Here is a 14,141-nt window from a genome sequence, read left to right as displayed (position 1 = left end):
GGGGAGGTGTGGCGGGCGCGCGACGAGTCCCTGGGGCGGCAGGTCGCGGTCAAGTGCCTCAAGCCGCTGGGGCCGCAGCACGATCCGTCGTTCATGCGGGTGCTGCGGGAGCGCTTCCGGCGCGAGGCGCGGGTGGCGGCGGGGCTTCAGCACCGCGGTATCACGGTCGTCCACGACTTCGGTGCGGACGACGGGATCCTGTTCCTGGTGATGGAACTGCTCGACGGACGCAATCTCAGCCAGCTGCTGGAGGACAACCGGCACAACCCGCTGCCCGTGCCGGACTTCGCGGACATCGCCGAGCAGGTCGCGGCGGCCCTCGCGTACACGCACGAGCAGGCCGTCGTGCACCGCGACCTCAAGCCGGCGAACATCGTGCGGGTCGCCGACGGGACGGTGAAGATCTGCGACTTCGGGATCGCGCGGCTGGGGCACGACATCGGGTTCACCGCCCGGCTGACCGGCACCGGCATAGCGATGGGCACACCGCACTACATGTCGCCCGAGCAGATCGGCGCCGGTACGGTCGATCACCGCAGCGATCTGTATTCGCTGGGGTGTGTGCTCTACGAACTGGCCACGGGGGCACCGCCGTTCGACCTCGACGACGCCTGGGCGGTGCTGGTCGGGCATCGTGATACCGCCCCGGAACCGCCGCGCCTCCGCCGCCCCGACCTGCCGGAGGCGTACGAGCGGATCGTGCTGGACCTGCTGGAGAAGGGGCCGGAGGACCGGCCGCGGGACGCCGCCGAGCTGGTCAAGCGGCTGGTCACGGCGCGGCGGTCGCAGGGTGCTCCGTACGGGGAGGAGGGCGGCCCCGCCGAGGCGGGCGGGCGGACGGCGACACGCGTGGTGCGGTCCCTGCCGTCCTGGACACAGGGGATGACCGTCGGGTCCTCGGCCGTCCCCCGCGCGCGGCGGGCGGGCGGCGCCGACCGGGCCGCCGGGCTCACCGGGGCGTGGACCAGCGGGCTGCCGCCGCTCAGCCGCGACACCCCGGCGCCGTACGTCCCCGAGCGGCCCGTGCCGTCGCCCGAACACCTCGCCGCCCTCGCCGCCCGGCACAACGCGGGGCTCAGCCTCGGGCGGCTCGGCCGCTGGACGGAGGCGGGGGAGGTGCACCGCGCCGTCGCCGCCGAGCGGGAGCACGCGCTCGGCCCCGACCACCCCGACACCCTCGCCAGCCGGTTCGAGGTGGCCGTCACCCTCGCCCGGTCGGGGCGGCCCGCCGACGCGCTGCGCGAGTACGAGCGGGTCGCCGCCGGGCGGGAACGGAGCCTGGGGCCCGATCACGTGGACACCCTGGCCGCCCGCCAGGAGACGGCGTACGCGCTGGGGCGGCTCGGGCGGCACTTCGAGGCGCACCAGGTGTACGTGTCCGTCCTCGCGGCCCGGGAACGCACGACGGGCCCCGAGCACCCGGACACGCTGCGCTGCCGGCACAACCTGGCGTTCAACCTGAGCCGCCTCGGCCGGCTGGAGGACGCGTACCGGATGGCGCGGGACGTGGCGTCGGCGCGGGCCCGGGTGCTGGGCCCGCAGCATCCGGACACGTTGGTCACCAGGTATGAGGTCGCTTACCTGCAGGGGCAGTTGGGACGGTGGGCGGACGCCTTGCAGACGTACCGGGAGGTGGCCGGTGACCGTGCCCAGGCGCTGGGGCCCGGCCACCCCGACACCCTCGCCGCCCGGTACGAGGTCGGCATAAGCCTCGGGCGGCTCGGGCGCAGCGGTGAGGCGCTGGAGCTGTACCGGGATCTCGTCGGGGCCCGTACGGCCGCGCAGGGACCCGCCGACCCGGAGACGCTGCGGGCCCGGCACGGCCTCGGCGTGAACCTCGGCCGCCTCGGACGCTGGGAGGAAGCGCTGACCGAGGCCCGGTCGGTGGCCGCGCTCCGCGAACAGGTGCTGGGCGCGGGCCATCCCGACACGCTCGTCAGTCGCCGGGAGATCGCCGTGGCCCTGGGCTGGCTGGGCCGCTGGCCCGACGCGCTGGCCGTCTACCGGCAGGTGGCCGCGGCCCGCGAACGGGTGCTGGGCGCCGACCACCCCGACACGCTGGCCAGCCGCAGCGACGAGGCCCAGTGCCTGGACCAGCTCGGGCGCTCCGCCGAAGCGGTGGCGCTGTACCGGCGGGTCGCCGCGCTGCGGCAGCGGCGTACGCCGGGCCGGGGCTGAGGGCGGGCTGAACGTACCCCCGCGCACCCGGCCCGGCGTCCGCTCACCGCCGCGGGTGCACCCGGTAGAGCACCGTCGCGTGCGCCGGTACCCGTACCGAGATCTTCCCCGCGGTCCGGGTCGTGCGCCCGGTGTTCAGATCGCGCAACTCGTATGCGCGGGCCTTCGGCAGGCCGGCCGTCTTCGTCGTGGTGGTGAGCGTCCGCGCCGAGTCGCCGGAATTGAAGAGCGCGACCGCGTGGTCCCCGTTGCGCAGCGGCTTGGACAGGACGTCGTAGCCGGTGCCCTGCTGGACGACGCGCCCCTGGACGCCCTTCGGGTCCTGGTCGACGGCGATGATGTCCCGGTTGCCGAGGACCTTCAGCGCGGCCGGTGAGATCTTCGTCAGGTCGGTGCTGGAGATCAGCGGCGCGGCCATCACGGCCCACAGCGACATCTGGCTCTGGATCTGCGGGGTGGTCAGGCCGGAGTCACCGGCGAGCAGGAAGTCCGGGTCGTTCCAGCGGCCCGGCCGCTGGAAGGGCGCCAGCTTGGCGTTGTACGCGTAGTTGTACTTGATCGAGGACCACTTCCTGGCACCGCTGAACTTCTCCACCGCGATGTCCCGGCCCTCCCGCCACAGGTTGCCGACCTGCGAGGACCAGCGGATCACCCGGTGCCAGACCTGGTCGCCGTCGTACTGGAAGTACGCGGGCGCCGAGACGGAGAAGACGATGTCGCGGCCGGTGTTGCGCAGCGCCTGGCTGACCGCTCGGTAGGCGTCGTGGTAGGTCTGCTCCTTCGTCTTGCCGGGGGCGGGGGCCAGGTTGCACCCGTCCATCTTCAGGTAGTCGACCTTCCACCTGGCGAAGAGGTCGGCGTCCTGCTGGTAGTGGCCGAGGCTGCCGGGGTACTTCTCGCACGTCAGGTTGCCGACGTCCTCATAGATGCCGAACTTCAGCCCCATCCGGTGCAGTTCCCGGCCCACGAACGCCATGCCGCGCGGGAATCTCGCCCGGTCCGGTACGAGGTTGCCCCTGGCGTCGCGCTGCTTGCTCATCCAGCAGTCGTCGACGGTCACCGTGTTGTAACCCTTGGCCGCCAGACCGGACTTCACCAGCGCCCGCGCGTTGTCGAGGACCACCTTCTCGTTGATGTCGCACATGTAGTACGACCAGTTGTTCCAGCCCATCGGGGGTTTCGGGGTGAGGTTCGGATAGACCGCCGCGGCGCGCGCGCCACCCTCACCCGCCGTGGCGGGGAGTGCGGCGGCCGGGACGGCGGCGGTCGCGGACAGGGCGCCCGCCGCGCACAGGGCGGCGGTGCTCAGGCCGATCAGAGTGCGTCTCGCGGGACGCGGCGCCGACGAATCGTGCACAGGGCACCTCGTGGGGGGAGGGAGCGGGCCGATACAACGCATCGTCGGACCGTAGGAACGTACGAGCAAGGGGGCAAGCAGCCGCGCTGGCCGGTTCCCGGAATTCAGCCGTCCGTACCTGGCGGCGGGGGTCGACGCGTGTTACCAAGGGGCATGCCGGAACGGACGTTCTATGACGCGGTCATCGTCGGTGGCGGGCACAACGGCCTGGTGGCCGCCGCCTATCTCGCGCGCGCCGGGCGCAGTGTGCTGGTCCTGGAGCGGCTGGACCACACCGGCGGTGCCGCGGTCTCCGGCCGGGTCTTCCCCGGCGTGGACGCGCGGCTCTCCCGCTACTCGTACCTCGTCAGTCTGCTGCCGCCGAAGATCGTGCGGGACCTCGGCCTGCGCTTCGCGGTGCGCAAGCGCTCGGTGTCCTCGTACACCCCGGCCGTGCGCGGCGGCCGGGACACGGGACTGTTCGTCGGCTCCGACGAGGGCGCCACCCGCGCCTCGTTCGCCCGGCTCACCGGCTCGGACCGGGAGTACGGGGCATGGCAGCGCTTCTACGGGATGACGCGCCGCGTCGCGGAGCGGGTCTTCCCGACGCTCACCGAACCGCTGCCGACGCGGGCCGCGCTGCGCGCCCGTATCGACGACGCGGCGGCCTGGGAAGCGCTGTTCGAGCGGCCGCTCGGGGAGACGGTCGAGGCCGCATTCGCCGACGAGCTGGTGCGCGGCGTGGTGCTCACCGACGGGCTGATCGGCACGTTCGCGCACGCCCACGATCCGTCGCTGGCGCAGAACCGCTGCTTCCTCTACCACGTCGTCGGCGGCGGCACCGGCGACTGGGACGTACCGGTCGGCGGCATGGGCGCGCTGACCGACGCGCTGGCCGACGCCGCCCGTACGGCGGGTGCCGAGATCATCACCGGCTGCTCGGTGACCGGGATCGCCACGGACGGCCGTACGGCCGAGGTGACCTGCGCCGCGGGTACGGTCGGCGCGCGCCATGTGCTGGTCAACGCCGCCCCGCACACCCTCGCCGCCCTCCTCGGCGAGCGGCCGCCCGAGCCCGCCGAGGGCGCCCAGCTCAAGGTCAACATGCTGCTCACGCGGCTGCCCCGGCTGCGCGACCCGGACGCCGATCCGCGCCTGGCGTTCTCCGGCACCTTCCATGTCGCCGAGGCGTACGGCCAGTTGGAGACCGCCTACCGGCAGGCGGCGGCCGGTGCGCTGCCCGCCGTACCGCCCTCCGAGATCTACTGCCACTCCCTCACGGATCCCTCCATCCTCGGTACCGACCTGGTCCGCCAGGGCTACCAGACGCTCACCCTCTTCGGTCTGCACACCCCGGCCCGCCTCTTCACGGGTGACGACCCCGACGGCACCCGCGAGCGCCTGCTCGCGGCGACCCTCGCCCAGCTGGACGCCGTCCTGACCGAACCGCTCACCGACTGCCTGGCCACCGACGCGGACGGCCGCCCGTGCATCGAGGCCAGGAGCCCGCTCGACCTGGAGCGCGACCTCGGGCTGCCGGGCGGTCACATCTTCCACGGGGACCTGGCGTTCCCGTACGGCACGGAGGCCGACGGGGACGGCGCGGCGGCCCGGTGGGGCGTGGCGACCGGGCACGCCAATGTGCTGCTGTGCGGTGCGGGCGCGGTCCGGGGCGGCGGGGTGAGCGGGATTCCGGGGCACAATGCGGCCATGGCGGTGCTGGAGTGCGGGTGACCGGGCCACTTCCGTGCGCGGCCGTACACATCGGGCGGCCCCGCCACCCCTGGCGCTTTCGCTGACGCAGCATCAGAAAATCTCTTCCCTCGTACGGCGCCCTGCGGCATCCTGCGGCCATGCAGACGGAGCTGAGCAACCGGCTGGGAGTCGAGCACGCCGTCTTCGGGTTCACCCCGTTCCCCGCGGTCGCCGCCGCGATCAGCCGGGCCGGCGGCTTCGGCGTCCTCGGTGCGGTGCGCTACGCGGCGGCCGAGGAGCTGGCCCGCGACCTGGAATGGATCGACCGGCACACCGACGGCATGCCGTACGGCCTGGACGTCGTGATGCCCGCCAAGAAGGTCGAGGGCGTCTCGGAGGCCGACATCGAGGCGATGATCCCCGAGGGGCACCGCCGCTTCGTCGCCGAAACCCTCGCCGAGCACCGGGTGCCCGAACTGCCGCCCGGCGAGGCGTCCGGCTGGCGCATCACGGGCTGGCTGGAGCAGGTCGCCCGCGCGCAGCTCGACGTGGCCTTCGACTTCCCGGTCAAGCTGCTGGCCAACGCGCTCGGCCCACCGCCCGCCGACGTCGTCGAGCGCGCCCACTCGTACGGCATCCTCGTCGCCGCGCTGGCGGGCAGCCCCCGGCACGCCCGGCACCACAAGGACGCCGGGATCGACATCGTCGTCGCCCAGGGCTACGAGGCCGGCGGCCACACCGGGGAGATCGCCACCATGGTGCTCACGCCCGAAGTCGTCCGCGCCGTGGACCCGCTGCCCGTCCTCGCCGCCGGCGGCATCGGCACCGGCGAGCAGATCGCCGCCGGGCTGGCCCTGGGCGCCCAGGGCGTCTGGCTCGGCTCCGTCTGGCTGACCACCGAGGAGGCCGGACTGCACTCCCGGCGGCTCACCGAGAAGCTGCTCGCGGCGGGCTCCGGCGACACCGTCCGCTCCCGCGCGCTGACCGGCAAGCCCGCCCGCCAGCTCCGTACGGCCTGGACGGACGCCTGGGACGACCCGGCGGGCCCCGATCCGCTTCCCATGCCGCTGCAAGGGCTGCTGGTCGCCGAAGCCGTCTCCCGTATCCAGAAGTACGAGGTCGAGCCGCTGCTCGGCACACCGGTCGGCCAGATCGTCGGGCAGATGAACGCGGAACGCAGTGTGCAGGCGGTCTTCGACGACCTCACCCGCGGGTTCGAGCGCACCGTCGACCGCGTCAACCGCATCGCCGGACGCGGCTGAGCCGAGGAGGACACATATGTCGGCATCCATGGCGTCACCAACCCCGAACGGCTTCTGGGCCCAGGCCGCCGCCGATCCGGGGCGTACGGTCCTGATCGCCCCGGACGGCGAGGAGTGGACCGCGGCCCGGCTGCACGCCGCCGGCAACCGCCTGGTGCACGGGCTGCGCGCCGCGGGACTGGAGCGTGGCGACGCCTTCGCGGCCGTGCTGCCCAACGGCGTCGAGTTCTTCACCGCCTACCTCGCCGCCAGCCAGGCGGGCCTGTACCTCGTGCCGGTCAACCACCACCTCGTCGGCCCCGAGATCGCCTGGATCGTCGCCGACTCGGGGGCGAAGGCGCTCATCGCGCACGAACGGTTCGGCGACGCGGCCCGCGCCGCCGCCGACGAGGCGGGACTGCCGCCCGAGCGCCGCTACGCGGTCGGCGAGGTGACCGGCTTCCGGCCGTACACCGATCTCCTCGACGGACAGCCGGAGGCCCCGCCCGAGGACCGCACCCTCGGCTGGGTGATGAACTACACCTCCGGCACCACCGGCCGCCCCCGCGGCATCCGCCGTCCGCTGTCCGGCCGCCCGCCCGAGGAGTCCCACCTCGGCGGCTTCCTCGGCATCTTCGGCATCCGGCCGTTCGACGGCAACGTGCACCTGGTGTGCTCGCCGCTGTACCACACGGCCGTGCTCCAGTTCGCGGGCGCTGCCCTGCACATCGGGCACCGGATCGTCCTGATGGACAAGTGGACGCCCGAGGAGATGCTGCGGCTGATCGACACGTACCGCTGCACCCACACGCACATGGTCCCCACCCAGTTCCACCGGCTGCTCGCCCTCCCCGAGGAGGTACGGGCACGCTATGACGTGACGTCGATGCGGCACGCGATCCACGGCGCCGCGCCCTGTCCCGACCACGTCAAACGGGCGATGATCGACTGGTGGGGGAGCTGTGTGGAGGAGTACTACGCGGCGAGCGAGGGCGGCGGCGCGTTCGCCACCGCGGAGGACTGGCTCAAGAAGCCCGGTACGGTCGGCCGGGCCTGGCCGATCAGCGAACTGGCCGTCTTCGACGACGACGGCAACCGGCTGCCGCCCGGCGAACTGGGCACCGTCTACCTGAAGATGACCACCGGCGGCTTCAGCTACCACAAGGACGCGGACAAGACCCGCAGGAACCGCATCGGCGACTTCTTCACCGTCGGCGACCTCGGATACCTGGACGCGGACGGGTACCTCTTCCTCCGCGACCGCAAGATCGACATGATCATCTCGGGCGGGGTCAACATCTACCCCGCCGAGATCGAGTCCGCCCTGCTCGCCCACCCCGCCGTCGCCGACGCGGCCGCCTTCGGCATCCCGCACGACGACTGGGGCGAGCAGGTCAAGGCCGTCGTCGAGCCCGCCGACGGGTACGCGGCGGGCCCCGCCCTCGCCGAGGAGATCCTGGAGCACTGCGCCCAGCGGCTGGCGGGCTACAAACGCCCCAGGTCCGTCGACTTCACCGCGGCCATGCCGCGCGACCCCAACGGCAAGCTCTACAAGCGGCGGCTCCGCGACCCGTACTGGACGGGCCGGGAGCGCGCCGTGTAGTGCCTGCTACTGCTGGCGTACGTGCTCCACCCGCAGCTGCGGCGAGGCGAGCACGTCCCGCTCGCAGAACCGGGACCGGATCATCCGGCCCGCCGAGTACAGCTCGGTCTGGTCGCTGTAGTGCGGCGAGCGCGGGTTGGAGGACTGCGAATACGTCAGCAGCGTACGGGCGGTCACCGGACACCCGCCGTCCTCGCCCGTGAAGCCCACCGCCTGGATGTAGCTGGAGCCGTGCCGCACCTCCGTGTAGCCACCGTCCGCCGGGTTCCACCGGCCCACGGTCATGTTCCAGACGCCCAGCGCGTCCACGCCGCCGCTGACCGGGATGCGCTTGCCGTTGCGTACGACGAACTGGTGCTCGCCGAGCGGCGCGGCGAGCGGGATGCGCGCGGCGCGCAGCTCGGCCACGGCGTCGGCGAGCGCGGTCGCCAGGCCGGGGACGGCGGTGTTCAGGGTGCGCGGGGTCCGCACCGGATCATCCGGGTCGAAAGGCGTCTTCCAGAGGTCGGCCTGCCGCACCGTCGCGGTCAGCCGGCGCCAGAACCGGTCGAAGAGCAGCGCGCCCTTGCTGTCCGTCCGTACCGTACGGTCCCAGGCGGCGATCACCCGGCACGCCTCCGACACGTCCACGGCCTTGCCGTCGCTGCCGGTCGCCGTACCGCCGGGAAGCGCCGCGCAGGCCCGCGCGGTGTCGGCGGCGGCCAGGTCACCGGCGGGCACCCGATTGGTGAACTGCTGGCGCCCGAGATCGGCCAGGGTCAGGTCGCCCCGGTCCGCCATGGCGGACACGTCCTCGATGGCGCCGCGCGTGCGCAGCGAGCGCGGGGTGCCGATGTCGCCGAAGACACGCGGATAGCCCGTCAGGGGCCGGTCCGCGTTGGCCAGCCAGGCACTGTCGTTGGAGTTCTCCGCGTACGGGGCGTCCGTGAGCGTGGGCATCGCGGACGGCCCGAAGATGCCGGGCTGTACGGCGTCCCGGTCGCGGCCCGGTGTGCAGCCGGAGCGCGCGCCGTCCAGTACGGCCAGGCCGGTGGCCGGGTACAACTTCCGGCCCAGCGCCGTGGAACAGCGCTCGGCGAAATCGTCGGTGATGCGCGGCACCACCTGCGACTGGGTGTAGAGGGTACGGCCGGCCGAGTCGGCGGCGACGGTGTTCACCCAGGGCAGGCCCTGCGTCCGCCGCAGCGCGCGCTGCACGCCCGCCACGTCCCGGGCCTTGCCGAGGCCCAGCGCGGAGTCGAACATGCGCAGCTGGGCCGCGTTGGGATCGCCCAGCGCGTACGCCGTACGGTCCGTCCACGCCAGGTCGAGATCGCTGTAGTCGGTGACGACCGGGCCGTAGCGCGTCCACCACTGCGTACGGACGACGTCAGGACCGTCCTTGACCGGAACCGTCACCGTCCGCCGCGTCATCCGCTCCGGCTTCCCGTCCACCAGGTACGAGGTCGGGTCGGCCGGGGCCAGGGTGAGCTGGTGGAAGGTCAGCGGCACGCCGGTCGCGACCGTGTGGCTCCAGGCGATACGGGAGTTGTGGCCGACGGAGGGGGTGGGGGCGCCGAGGAGCAGGCCGCCCGCGACGTTCAGTTCACCCGGGATGGTCACCTGCGACTGCCAGAAACGGCGGCCACCGGACCACGGGTAGTGCGGGTTGCCCAGGAGCAGGCCGTGGCCGTTGGCGGTGGTGTCACCGCGGAAGGCGACGGCGTTCGAGCCCAGGCCCCGGTCGCCGCGCGCCAGACGGGAGCGGACGGACGCGACGGACCTCTCGGAGTTGTGCCGCGCGGTGGGGCCGGGCGACGCGCCGGCCGCGGGCGGCCGGGCCGCGACGATGCTGTCCACCGAGTCGGCCTGCCCCAGCGTGATCACGAGCGCGTACAGGTTGGCCGCCACGTCGAGCTGGGTGACCGGTTTGACCCACTCCTTGCCCGCGCAGGCCGGATCGGTGATCTCGTGCTGCGCCAGCCAGGCGTTGTACCCGGCCGCCCAGCCGCGCATCAGCTCCTTCACCTCGTCGCCCGGCCCGGCCGGAGCGGGCTGCCGCAGCAGCTTCCCGACGGTGCCGGCCTGCCGTACCCCCTTGAAGAAGAGGTCGCTGGTCAGGTTGGTGCTCGCGGAGGAGTGGGTGCCGTCGGTACGGCCCGCGGCGCCGAAGTACCGGGAGCGCTCGCCGCGCAGGGTGACGAAGCCGTCGGCGAGCGTGCAGACCTGGTCGGCGGCCTGCGCCCAGCCCACGCCGAAGCCCAGGTCGGGGTAGTCGCCGGCGACGATGTGCGGAATGCCGTACTCGGTGTAGCGGATGTCGGCCGAGAGGCCGCCGCCCGACGGGTGGGACGCCTTCGCGGCGGCCGCGTCCGGGGCGGGCGACAGCGCCGCCGCGGTCAGCAACACCGCCCCGGCCGCGGCGAGCCTTCTGAATCGGTCGCGCATATCGGGTGATCCTCCCTGTGGTCCTGAAGATGCCGTACACGAGAACGTGCCAACTAGCGGGGACGGTGAGGAGGTTGAGCAGTGAGCGGTGAGCGGATGACCGAGCATAACCGTGACCGGCCGCGACCGGCCCGCCGCCGTACGGTCTTTGGCGCGAACGCCCCGTGCGGCCGGTCGCCGCGTGCGCCGGATCGCCCGTGCGGCCCTGCTCCCTTGACCCCGCCGGGAGCCGGGCACAGGATCACGCCATGACGGGAGTGCGGACGAACACGGTCGACGGGGTCCTGCGGCGCAGCGCGCACCGGACGCCCGATCGCACGGCGGTGCGCTACGGCGAGCGGTCCTGGACCTACGGCGAACTGGACGACGGGGTGACGGCCGCCATGTTCGCCCTGCTGGAGAGCGGGGCGGAGCCCGGCGACCGGATCGCCGCGTACGGCCACAACTCCGACGCGTACGTGATCGGCTTCCTGGCCTGCGCCCGCGCCGGGCTGGTGCACGTACCCGTCAACCAGAACCTCACCGGCGACGAACTGCGCTACATCATCGAGCAGTCGGGCAGCTCCCTCGTCCTGACCGATCCGGCGCTGGAGCACCGGCTGCCGCCCGGGACTCGGACCAAGCCGTTGCGGGACGCCGCGGGTTCGCTGCTGGAGCGTGCGGAGGAGGGGCGGGGGGTGAAGACGGCGTTTCTCCGGGTGGGTGACGGAGTGGGTGACGGAGTGGGTGACGGGGCGGAGGACGCGGACGGGGCCGGCGGGCCGTACGGGGGCGGCGGGCCGTACGGGAGCGGCGGTCCGTACGGCTCGGGCTCCGATGACCTGGCGCAGCTCCTCTACACCTCCGGTACGACCGGGCTGCCCAAGGGCGCGATGATGACGCACGGCGCGCTGGTCCACGCGTACACCTCGGCCATCGTGGCCCTCGACCTGAAGGCGACCGACCGGCCCGTGCACAGCCTGCCGCTCTACCACTCGGCGCAGCTGCACGTGTTCCTGATGCCGTACCTCGCCGTGGGCGCGGAGAACGTCATCCTCGACGCGCCGGACCCGGACCGGATCTTCGATCTGGTCGAGGCGGGGCGGGCGGACAGCCTGTTCGCGCCGCCCACCGTGTGGATCGGCCTCTCCCAGCACCCGGATTTCGCCGCCCGCGACCTCGGCGGCCTCCGCAAGGCGTACTACGGCGCGTCCGTCATGCCGGTGCCCGTCCTGGAACGGCTGCGCGCCCGGCTGCCCGGCCTCGCCTTCTACAACTGCTTCGGCCAGAGCGAGATCGGGCCGCTCGCCACCGTGCTGGGACCGGACGAGCACGAGGGACGGATGGACTCGTGCGGGCGGCCGGCGCTGTTCGTGGAGGCGCGGGTGGTGGACGCGTCGGGTACGGAGGTGCCCGACGGCGAGCCCGGGGAGATCGTCTACCGCTCGCCTCAGCTGTGCTCGGGCTACTGGGACAAGCCCGCGGAGACCGCGGCGGCGTTCCGGGACGGCTGGTTCCGCTCCGGGGACCTGGCCGTGCGGGACGCGGCGGGCTACTTCACCATCGTCGACCGGGTCAAGGACGTCATCAACTCGGGCGGTGTGCTGGTGGCCTCGCGGCTGGTGGAGGACGCGCTGTACGCGCATCCCGCGGTCGCGGAGGTGGCGGTGATCGGGTTGCCGGACGAGCGCTGGATCGAGGCGGTTACGGCCGTGGTCGTACCGCGCGCGGGCACGGCGGCGCCGGACGAGGCGGAGCTGATCGCGGCGGCCCGGGAGCGGCTGGCCGGGTTCCAGGTGCCCAAGCGGGTGCTGTTCGCCGAGGCGCTGCCGCGCAACGCCAGCGGCAAGATCCTCAAGCGTGAACTCCGGGAGCGGTTCGGCTTCGGCTCCGGCTCCGGCCGGGAGTGACGGCCTGGGTATCGGCGTTGGTGGGTGCCGTCCCGGCCTCCGCACCGGCCGTCCCGACGTCCGCGGAGGGCGATTGTCAGACCCCCCTGCCATGCTGAAAGTGCCGGGGGAGAGGCACCGAGCCACACCACGTGTTCCCCGGTGACGAAGGCGTACGTGCTCGCTCGGCGGACGCCCGCGTCGCGCGGTGACGAGCAGCGACGACAGGACGCCGGAGGAGATCATCATGCTCACCACCCAGTACGTCCCGGGCGCACCGAACTGGCTGGACCTCGGCGCGCCGGACATCGACGAGGCCGCCGCGTTCTACGGCGCCGTCTTCGGCTGGACCTTCCGGTCGGCCGGTCCGGACGCCGGCGGGTACGGCTTCTTCCAGCTCGACGGGAAGACCGTGGCCGGGGCCGGACCGCTCACCGAGGAGGGCGCCCGCCCGGCCTGGACGGTCCACTTCCACACACCGGACGCGGACGCCCTGGCCAAGTCCGTCGAGCAGGCCGGCGGCACCGTCCGCTTCGGCCCGTGCGACGTGTTCACCGCCGGACGGCTGGCCGGGTTCACGGACCCGGCCGGTGCCGAGTTCGCCGTCTGGCAGCCCGGCGGCACACCGGGCCTGGAGCTCGTCGGCGCGACGCACGCCCTGTGCTGGACCGAGCTGTACACCACCGACGCGGCCGCCGCGAAGATGTTCTACCGCTCGGTCTTCGCGTGGGAGACGGTCGACAAGGAGATGGGCGCGGACATGGTCTACACGATCGCCTCGCCCCACGGCACCGACCCGGACGGCGACGCCGGCCACGCCGGCATCATGCAGAAGGCGCCGGAGGGCGCCGCCGACGGGCCGACGCCGGAGTGGCATCCGTACTTCGCCGTCGAGGACTGCGACGCCACAGTCGCCAAGTCCACGGAGCACGGCGCGACAGTCGTCCTCCCGCCCGTGGACGCCGAGGGCGTGGGCAGGCTGGCCATGCTGCGGGATCCGTTCGGGGCGGTGTATTCGCTGATCACGCCCAGCGAGGGGTGAGACGGGGCCCGGGTGGGGCCGAGGCTGGATGAGGCGGGTGGGCCGCCCCACGGGGGCGGCCCACCCGCCGGACGGCGGCAGTTCCGCGGCGGCAGTAGTGCGGCGGCGGCCCGGGAGCAGTCCGGAAGCGGTGCGGCGTAATGGGATTGCTTCGGGATCAGTGCTCACCTTGGCTGTGCGGTATGACCGAACTGCACACCGAACGCCTCATCCTCCGCCGGTGGCGGGAGTCCGACCTGGGACCGTGGGCGGCGATGAACGCCGATCCCCAGGTGCGGGAGCACCTGGGCGACCTGCTCACCCGCGAACAGAGCGACGTTTCCGTCCAGCGGTACGAGGCCGGCTTCGACCGGCGCGGCTACGGCTGGTGGGCGCTCGAAGTGCGGGCCACGGGCGAGTTCATCGGCTTCGCCGGCCTGGACGATACGGACGACGACATGCCGTTCAAGGGGGTGGAGATCGGCTGGAGGCTCGCGCGCCCGGCCTGGGGCCGGGGCTACGCCACTGAGGCGGCCCGGGCGGGTCTGGCCTACGGCTTCGACACGCTGGAACTTCCCGAGATCCTCGCGGTCACGACCGCCGCCAACGTCCGTTCCCAGGCCGTGATGCGCCGTATCGGCATGACCCGTAACCCGGCCGACGACTTCGACGACCCGTACGCGCCCGAAGGCCCGCTGCGGCCGAGCGTGTTGTACCGGATCAGGGGTGGCGGGCGGAGGTAGCGGGTGGGGGCGGTGGTGCTGTCGGAGTG

Annotated in this window: 9 protein-coding genes; 7 read left to right on the top strand and 2 right to left on the bottom strand. The window is 73.1% G+C overall.

Annotation, left to right across the window (positions count from 1 at the left end):
- Window positions 1-2,178: serine/threonine-protein kinase (locus IH45_RS0140555; protein WP_030681370.1), on the top strand; the 2,178-nt coding region annotated here is incomplete at its 5' end.
- 43 nt (window positions 2,179-2,221) lie between these two features.
- On the opposite strand, the gene IH45_RS0140550 is transcribed toward IH45_RS0140555, so the two are convergent.
- Window positions 2,222-3,535, bottom strand: a complete 1,314-nt coding sequence (locus IH45_RS0140550) for a glycoside hydrolase family 27 protein (RefSeq protein WP_030681367.1) — start codon at window positions 3,533-3,535, stop codon at window positions 2,222-2,224.
- 153 nt (window positions 3,536-3,688) lie between these two features.
- Between IH45_RS0140550 and IH45_RS0140545 the strand changes: the two genes are divergently transcribed.
- From IH45_RS0140545 to IH45_RS0140535, 3 genes are all read left to right on the top strand, one after another.
- Window positions 3,689-5,248, top strand: a complete 1,560-nt coding sequence (locus IH45_RS0140545; protein WP_030681364.1) for a phytoene desaturase family protein — start codon at window positions 3,689-3,691, stop codon at window positions 5,246-5,248.
- Between the two features lie 119 nt (window positions 5,249-5,367).
- Complete coding sequence (locus tag IH45_RS0140540) at window positions 5,368-6,471, top strand: nitronate monooxygenase (protein ID WP_030681362.1); 1,104 nt, start codon at window positions 5,368-5,370, stop codon at window positions 6,469-6,471.
- A gap of 16 nt (window positions 6,472-6,487) precedes the next feature.
- The gene (locus tag IH45_RS0140535; RefSeq protein ID WP_107058812.1) at window positions 6,488-8,053 is read left to right on the top strand and encodes an acyl-CoA synthetase; all 1,566 of its coding nucleotides are present in this window, start codon (window positions 6,488-6,490) and stop codon (window positions 8,051-8,053) included.
- 6 nt (window positions 8,054-8,059) lie between these two features.
- Here IH45_RS0140535 and IH45_RS0140530 read toward each other — a convergent pair whose 3' ends face one another.
- A complete protein-coding gene (locus IH45_RS0140530) occupies window positions 8,060-10,480 on the bottom strand; it encodes a penicillin acylase family protein (RefSeq protein ID WP_030681356.1) in 2,421 nt (806 codons plus the stop codon).
- A gap of 248 nt (window positions 10,481-10,728) precedes the next feature.
- On the opposite strand from IH45_RS0140530, the gene IH45_RS0140525 reads away from it, so the two are divergent.
- The 3 genes from IH45_RS0140525 to IH45_RS0140515 all read left to right on the top strand — a co-directional run bounded on the left by IH45_RS0140525 (window position 10,729) and on the right by IH45_RS0140515 (window position 14,112).
- Window positions 10,729-12,369, top strand: a complete 1,641-nt coding sequence (locus IH45_RS0140525; RefSeq protein WP_030681353.1) for an acyl-CoA synthetase — start codon at window positions 10,729-10,731, stop codon at window positions 12,367-12,369.
- A 226-nt stretch (window positions 12,370-12,595) separates the two neighbouring features.
- On the top strand, window positions 12,596-13,390 hold the full coding sequence (locus tag IH45_RS0140520; protein ID WP_030681351.1) for a VOC family protein: 795 nt from the start codon (window positions 12,596-12,598) through the stop codon (window positions 13,388-13,390).
- Window positions 13,391-13,572: 182 nt separating this feature from the next.
- Window positions 13,573-14,112 carry a GNAT family N-acetyltransferase gene (locus IH45_RS0140515; RefSeq protein ID WP_030681347.1) on the top strand — a complete coding sequence of 180 codons (540 nt, stop codon included), beginning with the start codon at window positions 13,573-13,575 and terminating at the stop codon, window positions 14,110-14,112.
- Window positions 14,113-14,141: the final 29 nt, after the last annotated feature.

Origin of the sequence: Streptomyces rimosus subsp. rimosus, assembly GCF_000720725.1 — a bacterium.
Classification (GTDB): Bacteria; Actinomycetota; Actinomycetes; order Streptomycetales; family Streptomycetaceae; genus Streptomyces; species Streptomyces rimosus_A.
This window is presented reverse-complemented; position numbering and strand designations above follow the sequence as displayed.

Excerpts from the sequence above, each read along its gene's own strand:
- IH45_RS0140540 (WP_030681362.1), top strand. The coding sequence starts at position 5,368 with ATGCAGACGGAGCTGAGCAACCGGCTGGGAGTCGAGCACGCCGTCTTC.
- IH45_RS0140535 (WP_107058812.1), top strand. The coding sequence starts at position 6,488 with ATGTCGGCATCCATGGCGTCACCAACCCCGAACGGCTTCTGGGCCCAG.
- IH45_RS0140515 (WP_030681347.1), top strand. The coding sequence starts at position 13,573 with ATGACCGAACTGCACACCGAACGCCTCATCCTCCGCCGGTGGCGGGAG.
- IH45_RS0140525 (WP_030681353.1), top strand. The coding sequence starts at position 10,729 with ATGACGGGAGTGCGGACGAACACGGTCGACGGGGTCCTGCGGCGCAGC.
- IH45_RS0140545 (WP_030681364.1), top strand. The coding sequence starts at position 3,689 with ATGCCGGAACGGACGTTCTATGACGCGGTCATCGTCGGTGGCGGGCAC.
- IH45_RS0140530 (WP_030681356.1), bottom strand. The coding sequence starts at position 10,480 with ATGCGCGACCGATTCAGAAGGCTCGCCGCGGCCGGGGCGGTGTTGCTG.
- IH45_RS0140520 (WP_030681351.1), top strand. The coding sequence starts at position 12,596 with ATGCTCACCACCCAGTACGTCCCGGGCGCACCGAACTGGCTGGACCTC.